Source organism: Kitasatospora sp. NPDC101157 (genome assembly GCF_044768255.1).
In the GTDB taxonomy this organism is placed as follows: domain Bacteria; phylum Actinomycetota; class Actinomycetes; order Streptomycetales; family Streptomycetaceae; genus Kitasatospora.
This window is the reverse complement of record NZ_JBIWPL010000046.1, coordinates 5,710-20,113: the sequence shown is the minus strand read 5'-3', so window position 1 is coordinate 20,113 and position 14,404 is coordinate 5,710. Positions and strand designations below refer to the sequence as shown.

General features: G+C 70.0%; 15 protein-coding genes. 9 read left to right on the top strand and 6 right to left on the bottom strand.

Translation table 11 applies throughout. From position 1 onward, the window contains the following. Nucleotides 1–40 precede the first annotated feature (40 nt). The 5 genes from ACIRVF_RS41495 (at nt 41) to ACIRVF_RS41475 (ending at nt 3,497) form a co-directional block, all read left to right on the top strand. A complete protein-coding gene (locus ACIRVF_RS41495) occupies nt 41–313 on the top strand; it encodes an IS3 family transposase (RefSeq protein ID WP_402830042.1) in 273 nt (90 codons plus the stop codon). Between the two features lie 681 nt (nt 314–994). Continuing rightward, the gene (locus ACIRVF_RS41490) at nt 995–1,183 is read left to right on the top strand and encodes a hypothetical protein (RefSeq protein WP_402830039.1); all 189 of its coding nucleotides are present in this window, start codon (nt 995–997) and stop codon (nt 1,181–1,183) included. Beyond that, nucleotides 1,180–1,749, top strand: coding sequence for a GNAT family N-acetyltransferase (locus ACIRVF_RS41485; RefSeq protein WP_402830036.1), 570 nt, complete (start codon nt 1,180–1,182; stop codon nt 1,747–1,749). The genes ACIRVF_RS41490 and ACIRVF_RS41485 overlap by 4 nt, the downstream gene beginning before the upstream one ends. 279 nt (nt 1,750–2,028) lie before the next feature. Continuing rightward, complete coding sequence (locus ACIRVF_RS41480) at nt 2,029–2,613, top strand: tetratricopeptide repeat protein (RefSeq protein ID WP_402830034.1); 585 nt, start codon at nt 2,029–2,031, stop codon at nt 2,611–2,613. 39 nt (nt 2,614–2,652) lie between these two features. Then, nucleotides 2,653–3,497 (top strand): IS5 family transposase gene (locus tag ACIRVF_RS41475; protein WP_402830031.1). Its coding sequence is split into 2 segments (ribosomal slippage): nt 2,653–3,013 and nt 3,013–3,497, totalling 846 coding nucleotides; the frame shifts between segments, so codons are not numbered across the junction. Here the strand turns inward: ACIRVF_RS41475 and ACIRVF_RS41470 are convergent. Continuing rightward, nucleotides 3,479–3,931 carry a DUF5959 family protein gene (locus tag ACIRVF_RS41470; protein ID WP_402830029.1) on the bottom strand — a complete coding sequence of 151 codons (453 nt, stop codon included), beginning with the start codon at nt 3,929–3,931 and terminating at the stop codon, nt 3,479–3,481. The genes ACIRVF_RS41475 and ACIRVF_RS41470 overlap by 19 nt on opposite strands. Nucleotides 3,932–4,074: 143 nt before the next feature. Between ACIRVF_RS41470 and ACIRVF_RS41465 the strand changes: the two genes are divergently transcribed. After that, complete coding sequence (locus ACIRVF_RS41465; protein ID WP_402830027.1) at nt 4,075–4,662, top strand: hypothetical protein; 588 nt, start codon at nt 4,075–4,077, stop codon at nt 4,660–4,662. A gap of 490 nt (nt 4,663–5,152) precedes the next feature. Here the strand turns inward: ACIRVF_RS41465 and ACIRVF_RS41460 are convergent, their stop codons facing one another. The 3 genes from ACIRVF_RS41460 to ACIRVF_RS41450 form a co-directional block, all read right to left on the bottom strand. After that, a complete protein-coding gene (locus tag ACIRVF_RS41460; protein ID WP_402830026.1) occupies nt 5,153–5,386 on the bottom strand; it encodes a hypothetical protein in 234 nt (77 codons plus the stop codon). A 1,101-nt stretch (nt 5,387–6,487) separates the two neighbouring features. Beyond that, nucleotides 6,488–7,822, bottom strand: a complete 1,335-nt coding sequence (locus tag ACIRVF_RS41455; RefSeq protein WP_402830024.1) for a hypothetical protein — start codon at nt 7,820–7,822, stop codon at nt 6,488–6,490. Nucleotides 7,823–8,902: 1,080 nt separating this feature from the next. After that, entirely contained in the window at nt 8,903–9,055 is a 153-nt protein-coding gene (locus tag ACIRVF_RS41450; RefSeq protein WP_402830021.1) for a hypothetical protein, read from the bottom strand. A gap of 976 nt (nt 9,056–10,031) precedes the next feature. Here ACIRVF_RS41450 and ACIRVF_RS41445 point away from each other — a divergent pair. The 3 genes from ACIRVF_RS41445 (at nt 10,032) to ACIRVF_RS41435 (ending at nt 12,239) form a co-directional block, all read left to right on the top strand. After that, complete coding sequence (locus tag ACIRVF_RS41445) at nt 10,032–10,400, top strand: ricin-type beta-trefoil lectin domain protein (protein ID WP_402830019.1); 369 nt, start codon at nt 10,032–10,034, stop codon at nt 10,398–10,400. Nucleotides 10,401–11,481: 1,081 nt separating this feature from the next. Next, nucleotides 11,482–11,787: a hypothetical protein gene (locus tag ACIRVF_RS41440; protein WP_402830016.1), complete on the top strand. Its 306-nt coding sequence runs from the start codon at nt 11,482–11,484 to the stop codon at nt 11,785–11,787. Next, nucleotides 11,784–12,239: a hypothetical protein gene (locus ACIRVF_RS41435; RefSeq protein WP_402830013.1), complete on the top strand. Its 456-nt coding sequence runs from the start codon at nt 11,784–11,786 to the stop codon at nt 12,237–12,239. Before ACIRVF_RS41440 ends, ACIRVF_RS41435 begins: the two co-directional genes overlap by 4 nt. Before the next feature lie 500 nt (nt 12,240–12,739). On the opposite strand, the gene ACIRVF_RS41430 is transcribed toward ACIRVF_RS41435, so the two are convergent. Both ACIRVF_RS41430 and ACIRVF_RS41425 read right to left on the bottom strand, forming a co-directional pair. Beyond that, nucleotides 12,740–13,618, bottom strand: coding sequence for a helix-turn-helix domain-containing protein (locus ACIRVF_RS41430; protein ID WP_402830010.1), 879 nt, complete (start codon nt 13,616–13,618; stop codon nt 12,740–12,742). A gap of 2 nt (nt 13,619–13,620) precedes the next feature. Beyond that, nucleotides 13,621–13,845, bottom strand: coding sequence for a hypothetical protein (locus tag ACIRVF_RS41425; RefSeq protein ID WP_402830008.1), 225 nt, complete (start codon nt 13,843–13,845; stop codon nt 13,621–13,623). Nucleotides 13,846–14,404: the final 559 nt, after the last annotated feature.

Genomic DNA, 14,404 nt, shown 5'->3' with positions numbered 1-14,404 from the left:
GCTCACAACACGCCTGCTCAGAGCGGGAATTCAGGCATCCATGGGATCGATCGGGGACTCCTACGACAACGCCCTCGCCGAGAACCTGTGGATGCTGATCAAGACCGAGTGCATCCGCGGCCGCGTCTTCGACACCCGCGTCGAGGCGAACCTCGCGCTCTTCGAGTACCTCGACGGGTTCTACAACCCCCGCCGCATCCAGAAACGACTCGGCTACCTCAGCCCCATCGAATACGAGGAGGAGCACTACGCCAACCACGCGACGGCCGAACAAGTGAACCTGAAACCCCGCCAACCCCTTCTGACCAGCTGATCAGCACCTCCCGCGCACCGGGGGAAGCTCATCCTGCGGCCAGCGCGGAAGTCCGGGCCTCTCGGGCGGACTCGTAGGCGTTCGCTGCCGCCCACTTTGCAAGGGCCGTCGACTGGGCAGCCTGCCTGGACGAGTTCACGGCGCTGGCCGCGTCCCGTCTGGCTGTGGCTTGGGCGGTGTTCGCGCTTTTGGCGGACTTGGCGGCGTTGGTGGCGCTGGTCTGAGCTGCTTCGGCGGCGGCCTGGGCCTTAATGACCTGATCGGCCGCCGTGCTGGCGCACTGCTGCGCTGTGTTGGCGAAGCCGGCGGCTTCGTTGGCGGCCCCGCGGGCGATGGCCGCGACGCGCTGGGCCTCGGCGGCGTTCTTCTGCGCGGTGCACCGGCGGCACACCGACCGGCATCGACCACCAGGCCGCCCGCCGGGCCCTGTCCCAGGCCCTCACCTGGCACGAGCGCTCCGACCACGACACCGATGCTCCGCCGTGGACCGCGTTCGCCGGGCAGCGCGAGGTCGACTACGCCACCGCCGCCTGGCACACCGACACCGGCCGCCCCCAGCACGCAATCCCCTTCCTGCGCTCCGCCCTCCACCAGCTCGGCGACGGCTACACCCGCAACCGCGCGCTCTACCGGGCCCGCCTCGCCGAAGTCCTGCTCGCCACCGGCCAGACCGAGGAAGCCATGGCCGAGGCGGTCGCCGCGGCCACCGCCGCGCGCACCATGACCTCCACCCGCTGCACCACCAGGCTGCGTGCCGTCGCCACCGACGCCGCCCGGCTCGACGCCCGGGCGGCGCGTGAGGGTGTCGAGCAGCTGCGCGCCCTCGGCATCAGCACCACCAAGACGACCAGGAGCAGGGGGAGCCGATGACCGAGCAGGCCGGGACGGACGACCTACGGATCGAGGTGCTGGACGGCACCGCGACCGTCGAGTTGGAGGACCAGCTGAAGGTGGTGTTCGCGGAGGCCTTCGCCGAACCGCCATACGGGGAGGGCAGCCAGGCCGACGTCGACCGCGCCCTCAAGCGGTTCCGCTCCCAGACCCGCAAGGCCGGCTTCCTCGCCGCCGTCGCCTTCGCCCCGGACGGCCAGGTCGTCGGGATGGCCTACGGCTACCCGCTCGCCGCCACGACCGGCTGGTGGGACACCCTCACCACCGCCGTCCCCGAGGATCTGCGCCGCGAGGACGGGAAGCGCACCTTCGGGCTGTTCGAGCTCGCGGTCCGCCCTACCTGGTGCCGCCGCCACGTCGCCACCCGCCTGCACACCGCCCTCGTCAGCGCGGTCACCAACGAGCGCGTGATGCTCAACTCCCGGTCAGAAGCCGCCGCCGCGCAGGCCGCCTACCGCGCCTGGGGCTACCGCTACGCCGGAACCGCCATCCCCTGGAATGGCGCAGCGCCCCACCACGTCCTGGTCCTCGACCTCCCGGCCTGACCTTGGCGGTTCTGGGCAGCCAAGACCCTCCAGGGTGCGTTCGGCGCCGACGCCGCCCTCGACAACTGCGAGGGCGAGGTGAACGCCGCGCTGGTGCGTGTCACCGTCCAGGCCGCCGCCATGCTGCCCACCAAGGCCGAGGCCGGCCGTGCCTCCGCCTCCGGCGGCGTGCTGAAGATCCTTGAGCACGCGGGCCCGTAGCTGTTGGTGGAGTGCGGCCTTGGCCCGGCTGTGCGCCCACCATTCTCAGATGGAGCGTCAGTTGCTACGTTGCCGCCTATGACACCTGACGAGATGGTCCGTCTTGGCGCCGAACGAGCCGAGCAGGGCGATTCCGAAGGAGCGGAAAGGCTTTTCGGCGCGGCTGCTGAGGCAGAGCATGCCGATGCAATGAACTGGTACGGCGTCCTGCTCGGTAAGCGCGGTGATGCGACGGGGGCCGAGCAGTGGTATCGCAAGGCGGCTGCCGCGGGAAGCGTTCTGGGAGCCTACAACGTCGCGTTCGTCCTGCAGCAGCGCCGTGATGACGCGGGAGCTGAGGCCTGGTACCGCCAGGCCGCCGACGGCGGTGACGAGGATGCCGTAGTGGGCCTTGCTTTCACTCTTCAGCGGCTCGGCAGGCCAGACGAAGCCGAAGGCCTTCACCATCGGGCAGCCAGAAGGGGGCATGTGCCCTCGATGATCCACTATGGCCGGGCAATGGAACGTCAGGGCGACGACGGCGGGGCCCGCGTGTGGTACCGCAGAGCCGCCGACAAGGGAAGCTGCGAGGCCATGGTCGACCTCGGGTGCATGCTGCGAGCCCGAGGCGACATAGCGGAGGCGCAGATATGGTTCCGGACCGCCAGCAGTAAGAACTCCTAACGAAATGATCTTCGAGGTGGTTGGATCACTCTGGGAGCGATGATCCGGGGGTGCAGGGTGGCGCGGCCGAAGCCGTGGGAAGTCGATGCCGAGCTGTGGGCGGTGATTGAGCCGCTATTGCCCAAGGTGGAGCGGCGGACGCGGCATCCGGGGCGCAAGCGGCATCCGGACCGGCTGGTGTTCCAGGGCATCCTGTTCGTACTGCACACCGGGATCGCCTGGGAACACCTGCCGCAGGAACTTGGCTTCGGTTCCGGCATGACCTGCTGGCGCCGCCTGGCTGAATGGACCGAAGCCGGGGTCTGGCCCCGGCTGCACGAAGCTCTCCTCGCCAAGCTCCGCAGCGCCAACGCCCTGGACTTCTCCCGGGCGGCCGTCGACGGCTCCCATATCCGCGCGTTAAAGGGGGCTCCAAGACCGGACGAAGCCCCGTCGACCGGGGCAGAACGGGCAGCAAGCACCACCTGATCACCGACGCCACCGGCATCCCGCTAGCCGTCACCCTGACCGGCGGCAACCGTAACGACGTCACTCAGCTGATCCCGCTCCTCCAGGCCGTACCACCGGTGCGAGGCAAGCGCGGCCGGCCTCGGCGCCGCCCGGACGTGGTGCTGGCTGACCGCGGCTACGACCACGACAAGTACCGCCGCCTGGTCTGGGATCTCGGCGTGAAGCCGCTGATCGCGCGCCGCGGTACCGAGCACGGCTCCGGGCTCGGAACCCAACGTTGGGTCGTGGAACGGGCGTTCGCCCACCTGCACTGGTTTCGCCGCCTGCGGATCCGCTGGGAGATTCGCGACGACATCCATGAAGCCCTTCTTACCCTGGGGTGCGCGCTCATCTGCTGGCGACGCCTGGCAGCAGTTCAGCGCCGCCACTCGTAGACACCCGGTGAAGACTGCAGGACCTCGCTCGGCCACTCTTTCTGCACCCGCCCAAGCAGCCTTCGCTGCTCGTCGATCCACCCCTCTCCGAGACAGATCGGGATGAACACGGTGACACTCGACCTTCCCAGATCCTCGACGAGGACCGCGGGAGTCTCATGCTCCTTGTTGAATGGCTGGATCCTGATTTCTGGGCTGCGGTCGTTGTCCATCCAGCAGACGTCCTGACCGGAAGCGAGGATGTCCAGAGCCCTGCCCCAGTCGTCCAGATCGGAGGGCAAGAGCGACATAGTGAGGCTTCCGCTGACGAAGCTGCTCGTGACGACGATCTCTGCATCGAGCCGGTCGTGAAGATGCAGGACACCCGGCGACCGACGCCCCAGCACACGCACCCGGAAGCTGTTGTCACCATCCGAGAGGCTGATCAGGTCCACTTGCACCCTCTGCTCTTCCTACCTTCAACCGCCAGAGCTCATGGTGCTGAACCAGAGCTTCAGCCACAACCAGATTGTCCCAGCCTCATTTCGTTAGGAGTTCTAAGGGAGACCGGCGTGCCCAGTTCGAGCTCGCCTCCACCTTGGAGACGCTGGGGCGGTACGGCGAGGCCGAGCGTCTTTTGGGGCAGCTCTCCGGGCAAGGGGATCGCAAGGCAACGGAACGCCTGGAGGAACTGCGGAAGCGGCGGGCGGCGCTGCCTGCCCCCGAACATCCTGACCTGGTTGCTGCGGGCACGCCTCCCATTCCGCAACCGCGCCAAGGCCAGGTGCTAACCGCATCCCGCCCGGAGGCCCGGGTGCAGGCCGCTGCGTTGTTGCGTGCCACAAGGCGCGAGCTGGACGCAGTGGTCAGCGAGTACCGGTACAACCTGACCGAGGTCTACAGCCTGCAGATGATGCCCGGATGGACCGGGGCGCAGCGCCTGTACGAGGAGACCCGCTGGGAAGTCGGTGACTGGGACATTCAGCCCACGACACTGGAGCAAACCCGGTTCGCCCTCGGCTACCGGTGGGACTTCCGAACCACGAACCGCGTCACGTACTACCTGGTCCTGACCGTCAGTGCGCAGGGCGTCGTCGAATTGAGAGGCTCTGGGCCCGACGTACGGAAGACGCTCCCCGCCACGGCAGAGGGGTTCCGGTCCTTCATCGAATCGATCGGGGCATAGGAACGGGCCTCGAAGCGGCCGACGCCCCACCTGCTGGACGGTGGCGGCCTGCAGGCCACCCCCAGCACGATCCCGGCGCCTTCGCGTATCAGCGTCCGGCCCGCCCGCCCCGAAGCGGAACGGGTGGGCGAGTCCCTGGGTCACGGGGTCTGCCGAAGGCCGCCTACGGGGCTCTTACCACACCCGCAACACCCGGAAAACGTCTCGGAGAAACAGCAACTCCCTCACCACACCCGCGAAACCACCAGCCCAGCACCCCACCCCTCTCTCCGCCGGCAACACCAACACCAGACAGAACCGACCCACCTGGCCCTACCCCAGCCCACAACCTTCTCAACCAACCAGCGAAACCGCAGCCCCACCCCCACCCAAACCCGCACCTACACCGCCACCCCATAGGGAAACAGCCCACCAACCGCCACACCACACCCAGCCAAAAAGCCCGACGAGGCGCAGCACAGGGCCCTCGAAAGGGCACGGGAATGTTCGGTTACTCCTCGGCCGGGAATCCGTCCAACAGGGGGACATCGTGACTTCGCATCACTTCTGTGAGGGCCCGCCATTCGTCCTCGTCTTCCAGCAGGAGGATTTCGCGGGTGATCCTGTTGAAGATCGTCGGGATATCGACGATTTTGCCCCGGAAGAGGATCCATCCAGGCTCCGAACCATCCCAGAGATAGGCATACTCCTCTGGATCACCCGCTGCGTGGTGTGCCGACGACATCCCATATCCTCCCGCCTGGGTTCATACCGCCCGCCCCCTATCAGCCGACAACGACCTGGACCGCGTGTTTTCCCGGACACCGATGCACACAGGGAAGGGGGCCGGAAAGCGCACGGGCCTTCGGCTCGAAGCCGGCACCTGCCCGTCCCTGGGGAAGGGCGGGGAGTGACGCCTGCGGCGCCACCGGAAAAGGGTGGCACAGACGAGCCAGGAGCAGCTGGGGAACGGGCCTGACGGCCCCTCGGTCGAGGTTGTCCGGCAGCGCCTGCGGCGCCTGGGCAGGCACCGGCGAAGCCTGCGGCGGCAGGGTGGGCGGCGCGGATGCGCGCCGAGGCAGCACGGTGCGGGCGAAGCGCAGCGGGGCCGAGCGAGGCCGAGGGGGCGGGGCGCAGCCCTACCGCCGAGGCCTCTCCCGAGGCGGCACAGCATCTCCTGGACGGCGGCCTGACGGCCCCCCACACCCGCACCCCGGCCCCGATGCCAGGGCGGGGGCGAGGGCGGGGGCGAGGCGGCCTGGCGGGCAGCCGCGGGGCGCAGCCAACCCCGCCTCCATGGGACGCGCGAGGCATCCCGACGACGTCCGCCAGGACGGCGCCAAGACAGCCCGGGCCACAAGCTCGCCGGGCGCAGCATGACGGCGGCCGGGACCGCGCCGAGGACAGCGGCCCGGACGGCGGGCGTTCCTTGATGCCTCGCGCGAGCCACCCCCGCCAGGCCCACGGACAGCTGCGGCACCGGGCAGCACGGCACCGAGCAGGACGACGACCAGGCCCACGACCACGGCACCCGGACCGCGCCCTCGCGGGCCCCGGGGCAGGGCAACCGGCTCACAGCCTCACAACCCCTACAGCCCCACCCCACAGGAACCGAGGCGGCCAGAAAGCCGACGAGCAGGACCGACCCGGCGGGCCCGGACGGCGATGGCGGCGCTCGGGACGGCGCCGAGGCGGACGTCCACAAGCGGCGCGGACGGCGGCGGGGAAACCCGGACGGCAAGGGCGGCGGCCATGCGACCGGGCGTCACTTGATGGCTAGCGCGAGCCATCCTGTGACAAATGATCTCGACCGATTGCCAAGCAATCTTGACCGGCGTTTGCCGCGTCAGCGGTACTTCGCCATGGGGTCGGGGAGCGAAGCGGTCGGGTCCTCACCTTCGGTGTCCAGGCCGACGAAGGCGCGCAGGGCTGGGCGGGTGCCGGGCAGGCCGAGGGGGGTGAGCGTCTCGTGCATGGACGAGCCGAAGAAGTAGGGCTGGTAGTCGTCGGCGGACAGAAGGTCGGCGAGGGCGGTCAGGAACTCCTGGCGGCCCGGAGACAGCTCGTCGAAGGTGAGGGGTGTGTCGGTGGGGGTGAACAGGGCGGTAAGGACTCTCTCGGCTCGGCTGGCAAGGGGCCGGGGGACGACGCCGGTCTCCTTGACCCGGGGCAGGGCGGTGATGATCGCGCGGAGGATCTTGTCGGTGTGCTCCGTGTTCTTCATGAGGCTCACCAACGTCTCAACGGTGTAGCTGTGCGGGTCGCGCTGGTGGTGGAGGGTGCTGGGTTGGGGGGCGGGCCGGGCGCCGAAGGCGGCGAGCTCGTCGAGGACGCGCTCCGCGAGCCGGGCACCGGGGCCTGCTGCTCCGATGGGGCCGGGGCACAGGATCAGGTGTCGGGCGAGCGCGGTGGCGGCTGCCCACCGCACGAGCGGCTCCGCGTCGTCGAGACGGAGGGCGATGCGGCCGTCCCCGTCGTGGTCGGTCAGCAGGCCGGTCGCGATCACGAGGGTGGCGGTGATGACCGGGTCCCGCTCGGCCTCCAGACGCCGCCGCAGCGCCCCCGCGACGGTGCCGGCCTCCTCGGGGAACCACCCGAGGAGGTAGGCGAGGCGGCTGCGGACCTCCGGATCCGGGTCCTCCAGCAGGGGCAGCAAAGCAGGTAGCTGAGCCCGGACCGCGTCGTAGGAGCGCAGCGCGCCTTCGCGGGCGTCGATCGGGTGGCCGGCCGCGCAGTACTCCCGGCCCTGGCGCAGCTTCTCCAGCCGGGCCTCGTCGCTCTCGGCGGCGATCTGCTCGTCGTACCAGCGCAGGTTCTCCTCAGGGCTGACGGCCTCCGCGCGCCAGGTGACGGTGTCGATGCCCAGCGGCAGGTCGTAGGTGTCGTGCCAGTCGACGGCCAGGCGCAGCAGCAGCATGAGCGCCTCGATCCGGGCGTCGGCCGGACCCTGGGCGGCGATCCGGGCGAGGAACAGCGCTGCGAACGGCGAGGCCGAGTAGCGGGTCCCCTGGTGGCAGATGCTGTTGAAGAGGCGTTCGAAGGCCCGCTCCCGGGCCTTCTCGTCCTCCCCGCACGCGGCCCGCAGCTCGCCCGGCACGTCCTCGGCGCTCCCGTATGCGTGGCCCAGTGCAGCCCAGTCGATGTCGTCCAGTCCGGCCAGCAGGTCGTGAGATCCGTTCATGATCCACACGCTCGCATGCGCCGCTGACAACAGGCCGCACAGGTTGACCGCGGGCCCCGGCTCAGCCGGTCAAGATTGCTTGGCAATCGGTCAAGATCATCTGTCAAAGGATACGAGCCATCCGCCGAGGGTGCCGGCCAGGCTGGGACAGCAGGCGACGAAACGCGCCCACCAAAGGAAACACCCTGAGACCGTCCCAGCAAAGCGGACATAACAGGCAGGGCTGGGACGCAGCCGAGACAGGACTGGGACACCCCGGCAGGCCGCGCAGCAGGCGACCAGGCCGACAGCGGCGGGACCCGACCAGCGGCACAGCAAACACCCGAGGTCGACGCCGAGGTCGACGCGGGACAGACGGCTCCCGACCCCCGACCACGACCAGGAGCAGCGACCCAAGCGACCCGCACAGCGGCGCCGACCGGCGGCCACCCGGACGGCGGCGAGGACGGCAGCCACGCGCCACTTGATGACTCGCGCGAGCCATCCCCCAGGCGACGCCGGGACAGCCGCGAGCAGCAGGCGACGAAAGGCCGGCGGGCGTTCCAGATTCCTGGAACGAACCACCCCCACACGGCCAGACCGGACGGCAGCGAGCACCACGGCACCGAACAGCCCCAGGGCATCGACGGCGGCCCGAACGGCCGCCGGGGGCCCCGCCCAGCCCCCGCCGGGACGGCGGCGAGCAGCACGACACCGAGCAGCCCCGGGGCATCGACGGCGGCCCGAACGGCGGCCGGAGCCTCGCCCAGACCACAGAATTTCCGGTCCATAGGGCGGAGCTCACGCCCCCACACGGGAAGATCTCCCGTCCGACGGCCAGGCGGCAAGGACGTCGACCAGACCCCAACGGGGCGGCGCCGAGCAGGACGCCCACGGGCCGCCCGGACAGCGGCCGGGGCCTCGCCCAGGCCCCGCCGGGACGGCGGCGAGCAGGACACCGACCAACCGCCCCGGACAAGACCGCCGACACCCGGCCTGACAAGATCACCACCCGGTGCGCGTCACACCCCATTGCCCGTGACGCGCACCACCCCGACGGCGGCCAGGCCGACGGGCTGGACGGCGGCCGAGGCCTCGCCCTCAGCCCTCGTCAGTGGCGGCCACCCCCGCCCGCTCCAGCGCCTTGACGACGCTCTCCGCAAGGGCGTTGGCGTCGACGTCCTCGTAGTCGACCTCCTCGACATAGGACTCGATGACGCGCTCGACGATCTCGATCATCCGATACCGGTTCACTGATCCTCCACCTCGCGGCCGGACAGGCATCCGCCAGCATCCCAGCCCCCGCACAACCCCACCAGAACCAGCCCAGGTAAAACACCCGGCATTTCCCAGGAAACACCCCCGCAAATACAGCCGAGAAACCCCCTGAAAACCAGCCAGGAAACCCACAAAACAACCCGTCAAAACCCCACCCTCCGACAGCCCACCCCAGGCAATATGGCATGCCCACGACGAACACGCACAGCAACCAAAATCGGGCGCCGCAGCACACGGTGAAACAGGCGAAAGCCGACACCGACCCGGCCCGGGTGGTCCAGCCCAATCCGGCAGAAACCCCCAAACACACCAAAACAACCAAGCAGACCGCCAACAGGTCACACCCTGATTCGGAAACAATTGTTTCCACCAACCCAGACCCACAGCCATACGAAGAACCCGGGCGCAGCCCACGCCAGGCCGCACCCGCTCAACCTCGGCCTTCCAGACGTCCGCCTGGCCCTGGCCGAGCACCTGATAGAGGCCCAGGCCGCCGGGACCGGCCGTCGACCAGGACAGCGGCGCCCAGTTCCCCGCCCTCACCCACCACGAGCGGCCGGCACCAGCCGGACGCGAGAACCAGAAGCACAGCGCAGCGCCCGGCCACACCGACCACGCCCCCAACCCACCCACCACCGCCAGGCAGGGGCCCAGGAAGGTAAGTCGGGATGGTGAGTTCGGCCCGTCACCCCCGATGAGCAGCGCAAACAGGTGGCCAGCGGCACCGAGGGCCGACCGCCGAACCGAACCGCGGACCGAACCCGGAACCGGCCCCCGTACCGAACGACGAGCCGAACCCCCGGCCGAACAGCCTGGGTCCCGTGCGCGGGCAACCAATCGACGGGACGGGCGGCGTCACGTCCGGCGGTGGCGCCCGGTGGGCCGGGGCGGGCCGCCGAGCGGGGGCAGGTCGACCACCGCAGGAACGTCGACCAGGGCGGCGACATCGCTCGTGAGCGTGCCGCAGGCCGCACACGCGCCCGGCGCCGCCAACGGCACCGCCGTCCAGCTGTACGACTGCAACGGCAGCAACGCCCAGAAGTGGACGTTCAAGCCCGACGGCAGCCTCCGCGCCCTCGGCAGTTGCCTCGACGCCACCGGACGCGGCACCGCCAACGGCACCCCTCTGCAGATCTGGGAATGCGGAAACGGCGCCCCGCAGCAGACCTTCGTCCCCAGGGCCGACGGCAGCCTCTACAACCCCGCCTCCGGCCGATGCGTCGACCTCCCCGGCGGCACCGCAACCAACAGCGCGCGACTGCAACTGTGGGACTGCAACGGCACCCCTGCCCAGAAGTGGACCGCTCTCGTACGAAGCTGAACCCCAGAATGAGGCGATGAGCTGACCAAAAGTGCCCCTGCCCGGTCCTCGGCCAGGGGCACCTGCGCACCCGAACTCCGATTACCTCCCGCTCGACATGGACCTGCGCGTACACCCCGGGCCTGCGGCGCGTCCCCATCGCAGTGCCCCCACCTGCGGCGTCGCACTCCGCGCCCCCGGCCCGGGACGCTCCCTTGCGTATCGTGATCCGGGCGGTTGCGACCCGGGTCGCACTGTCGCACCCGGCTCCGTCCGATGCGCAGCCGGCGGTTGCGCGGGCCGTCGCAGTCGCTGCACCCGGCGGTGCAGCACGCACGGCACCGCCAAGCAGCAGAGTGCAGCAAGGGCAGCCTTGCTACACGGGGAGCAGCAGCACGCCCGGGTGCAGCATGGGTGGCCTTGCTGTACCCGTGCGTCGCGACCCCGGTGGAGCGCGACCAGCTCGACGGGGTCGAGCGCCTGGTCGTCGGACTCGGACTCGGACGCGGGCTCGTCCTCGGCCCGGCCGGGTGAGGAGGGCAGCGGCAGCCAGGACAGCGGGCACCGCGAGGTCGAGCGGGAACAGGTTGGTGAGCTGGGTCGTCTCGCCTGCCTGGACGAGCCAGTCGACGTAGGCGCCGTCCTCCAGGCGGCCGAGGTAGAGGCGCCCATACCACCCCTACCCGCGGCCCGCTCCTCACCACCTACCGGCGCCTCGACAGCCACACCAGCCCCACCACCCTCATGCGCGCCGTCGCCGCCACCCACCCCCTCCTCGCCGACCACACCCCCCCACATCACCAGCGACGCCCTCGCCGCCACCGCCAGCCCCTTCGCCTGACCGGTCCTGCGGAAGAGCGTTACGAAACCGGACCAGGGAAAGTGCATCCACGGAACGTCCATCTGACCAGCGGAAACGAAGCGGACTTGACGGATGGTCACCTCATCTGTCACGGGGCTGCCGACAGCACAGTTATGCCCGGACGGCGAATCGCCGTCGGATAGGCCTCGCCTCGGCGGGGCTTTTTGCTTCCCCGCACCGTCGTACCCATCGTGAAGGCCCCTGGTCCCCAGGGGCCTTCACGCGTTTCAGGAGGAAAACGTGCCCCTCGAGACCACCGCGTGGATCGCGCTCGCGGTACCGCTGATCGCCCTGTCCCTGGCCTTCACCGCGATCGGTATCCTCGGCAGTGTGGCGATCAGGAAGGCTCCGCCAGACGACGTCCCGGACGTCCTCACCGCCCTTGCGTCCGTCATTCGGGCCTTCCGAGTCCTGGTTCCCCGGTCCCGTCCCGCAGCCGCCACCGTGGTCATCCCCGCCCAGGCGACCGAAGCCGCTCCGGCACTGGCAGGGGCCGTCGTCGCCGAAGAACTGGCCCAGCCCGCTCCCATCACGGACGCCCAGTGAGGCGCCGGTCCCACCACGACCCCGCCGCGGCTCACGTCGAAGCCTCCACCGCAGCCGCGGACATCGACCTGAGCCGCCCCGTCGAGAGAGCACTGCTCGCCCTCGCCGCCGACTGGTGGTCCGACACCGAGATCTCCCGGGCCACCGGCGGCAAGGTCTGGAGGGACATGGTGACCGATATGCACAAGCAGATCTCGATCCTCCGGCACCCCTCACGGGCGCACCAGTTGTACGAGCTGATCGACGGGGTGCCGAAGGCGCTGGTCAACCAGGTCGAGAAGTTCGAACGTGCCCTCCTGCGCACCTGTCCCATGTGCCAGCGCGCCGTCATCAGTCCGACCGGCCCCGCCGGGGGCAGGCCGCGGAAGTACTGCTCCAGTCCCTGCAAGCAGGCCGCCTACCGCGCGCGCAAGAAGAGCGCGGTGCCGCCCCGCGAAGCCAGCGAGAGCTGACGGAGCATCCGGCCCGTTGGCTACAGGCCGAGGTCCGAAGGGGCCCGGTGCGGACGATCAGGACGGTGGCGTCCCATCCGTACGGCCACCGGGCCAGGCGACCCTCGACCCGGAGGTGGGCGACGGTGCGGCTGGGCAGGGTGGTGCCGATCTCCAACGGCGCGGTGCCGGCGGCGAGCGGGTGGCGCACCCGGACCGGCCCGGTCGAGCGGGTGACCACCGCGCGGGTTCGGGACGGCGAGCCGTCGCTGTCCGCGCCCTGCTGTCCGGCATTGACCCCGGCACTCAGGTGGGTGGGCAGGCCGGCGAGCTTCGCCGCGTTGCCGGCGCGGGCGGCGTCCGGTCCGGGCCGATGGCCGACCCGGATCCGGGTGGAGGCGTAGTCACGCAGAACATCCCGTACTCGATCTCCAGTCCGCGACACCCGGCGGCAGCCGTGTCGAACGCCGACACGGCTGCCTCGGCTCACGGCAGGACCCGCTCCAGGTCCGGACACCCCGCTACGAGTTTCCGCGGCCGGAGTCGGCCATCGGATGCGGGGGGCCCGACGAGGGGTGGGGAGCCCTCGCAAGGCGGGGACTCCGCTCCGGGGGCTCGACATATTCGGTCGCCCCGCGGTGCCCCCCGTAGGCGCGCACCCTCTCCAGCTTGGGCTGGCGGTCCGACCGCCTTGCCACCCGCTCGGGAACGAAGACGAAGTTGGCGAGCTCGGAATCGGGCAGGACGGAGAACTCGGGGAAGCCGAAGATGCGACCCCAGGCTTGCCGCCAGACCCCCAGGTCGGGGAGCTTTCCCGGCCGGCATCCGGTCAGGAACGCCTCGACGTGCTCCCATGTGGGATCGAGCCCCGTGGAAAGCATGCGGTGAGCGGTGCTCTTGGTGATGTGCAGTCCGCTGAGCTCGGCGTTCGCAGAGATGGCGCGCACGGAGGGGCTGCCGACCTCGCGGTGGTAGGAGCGCAGCCCGTTCTGGAAGTCGAGCCGGCCGCGCATGTAGTTGGCGTGGGGGGCGACGGCGGGGTGGGCCTGACGGGCGATGCGCGCGCCGGCCTTGGGGTCGTCGTAACGGGAGGCCGTCGTGTGCAGGAGCCGGAGGCGCCGTGCGGCGGACAGGAGCCGACGGGCGTGCTGAACCTGGTCCGGGGAGGCGCCGCAGGCCCGCGCGTACTCCTGGACCGTCTCGATCCTGGGGATGCAGTCGCCGCCCTGGTCGGCGCGGGAGAGAGTGGGCGCCGAGCAGTAGCGCTTGCCGCTGATCCGGTCCGCCATCTCTTTGTAGGTGAGGTCGGTGCCGTCGGGTCGCCGGCGAAGCCAGCGGAGGAAGCTCGCGAGTTCCTCCGCCGGCCCGCTCTGGACCCCGGCCTTGTTGCGGCCGGACATGGTTAGCGGCTCAGCTGCCAGCGCAGGCGGGTGCGGCTGCGCAGGGCGCGCTTGGTGACGAATCCGGCCGCGGCCCCGACGGCGCCGGTCGCCGCTGCGGAGACGATCGGGTTTGCCAGCACGGACGGCTGGCAAACCCCGAGCACCCCGATCAGCAGGATGATGACGACGATGCCGGCGACGCCCACCGGCAGGCTGTTGCGCCGCCAGGGGCGCACGGGAGCCATGGACATGACTCTCCAATCTCTTGACTTGTCGATCACTCGGTACGAGCCCAGCGGTTTGCCGACCGCGCCTGAAGGGCAGTCACGATCCTGCCAAATGGCGTAACGCAATTGCAAGAAGAATCTCGATCAGCCCCTCCAGTTAAATCAATACGTCCCAATGAAAATGACCATTTAACAAGCATGAATCTACCCTCCAGCTCAGAGTTTTCGCAGGTCAGAGCACATGCACAGTCTTTCCATTAATTCAATCCAAGCGCCTCTGTCCCATGTGCCGTTGCTACTACCGCTGTCGGATAGGCAAGGTGTTCCCCGACTGGCTCTCCCTGGCTTGTCGATTACTCGGTACAAGGGGATGGACCACTGGCTGTTGCCGCAGCCGGTCCCGCGTCGGAGCGCCGACGCCAGGAGTCGAGAGGCTCCTCCGCAGATGAGTCGGGGGGGGCGGGGGCGCCCCCCCCCCCCCCCCCACCGGCGCCCCCAACGGGCCACCCGCCGCCCCCTCACAGGGCACCCAACGCACCCCCCCCAAGCTGGGCGGGGGGGCGGGGGCCCCCCCCGG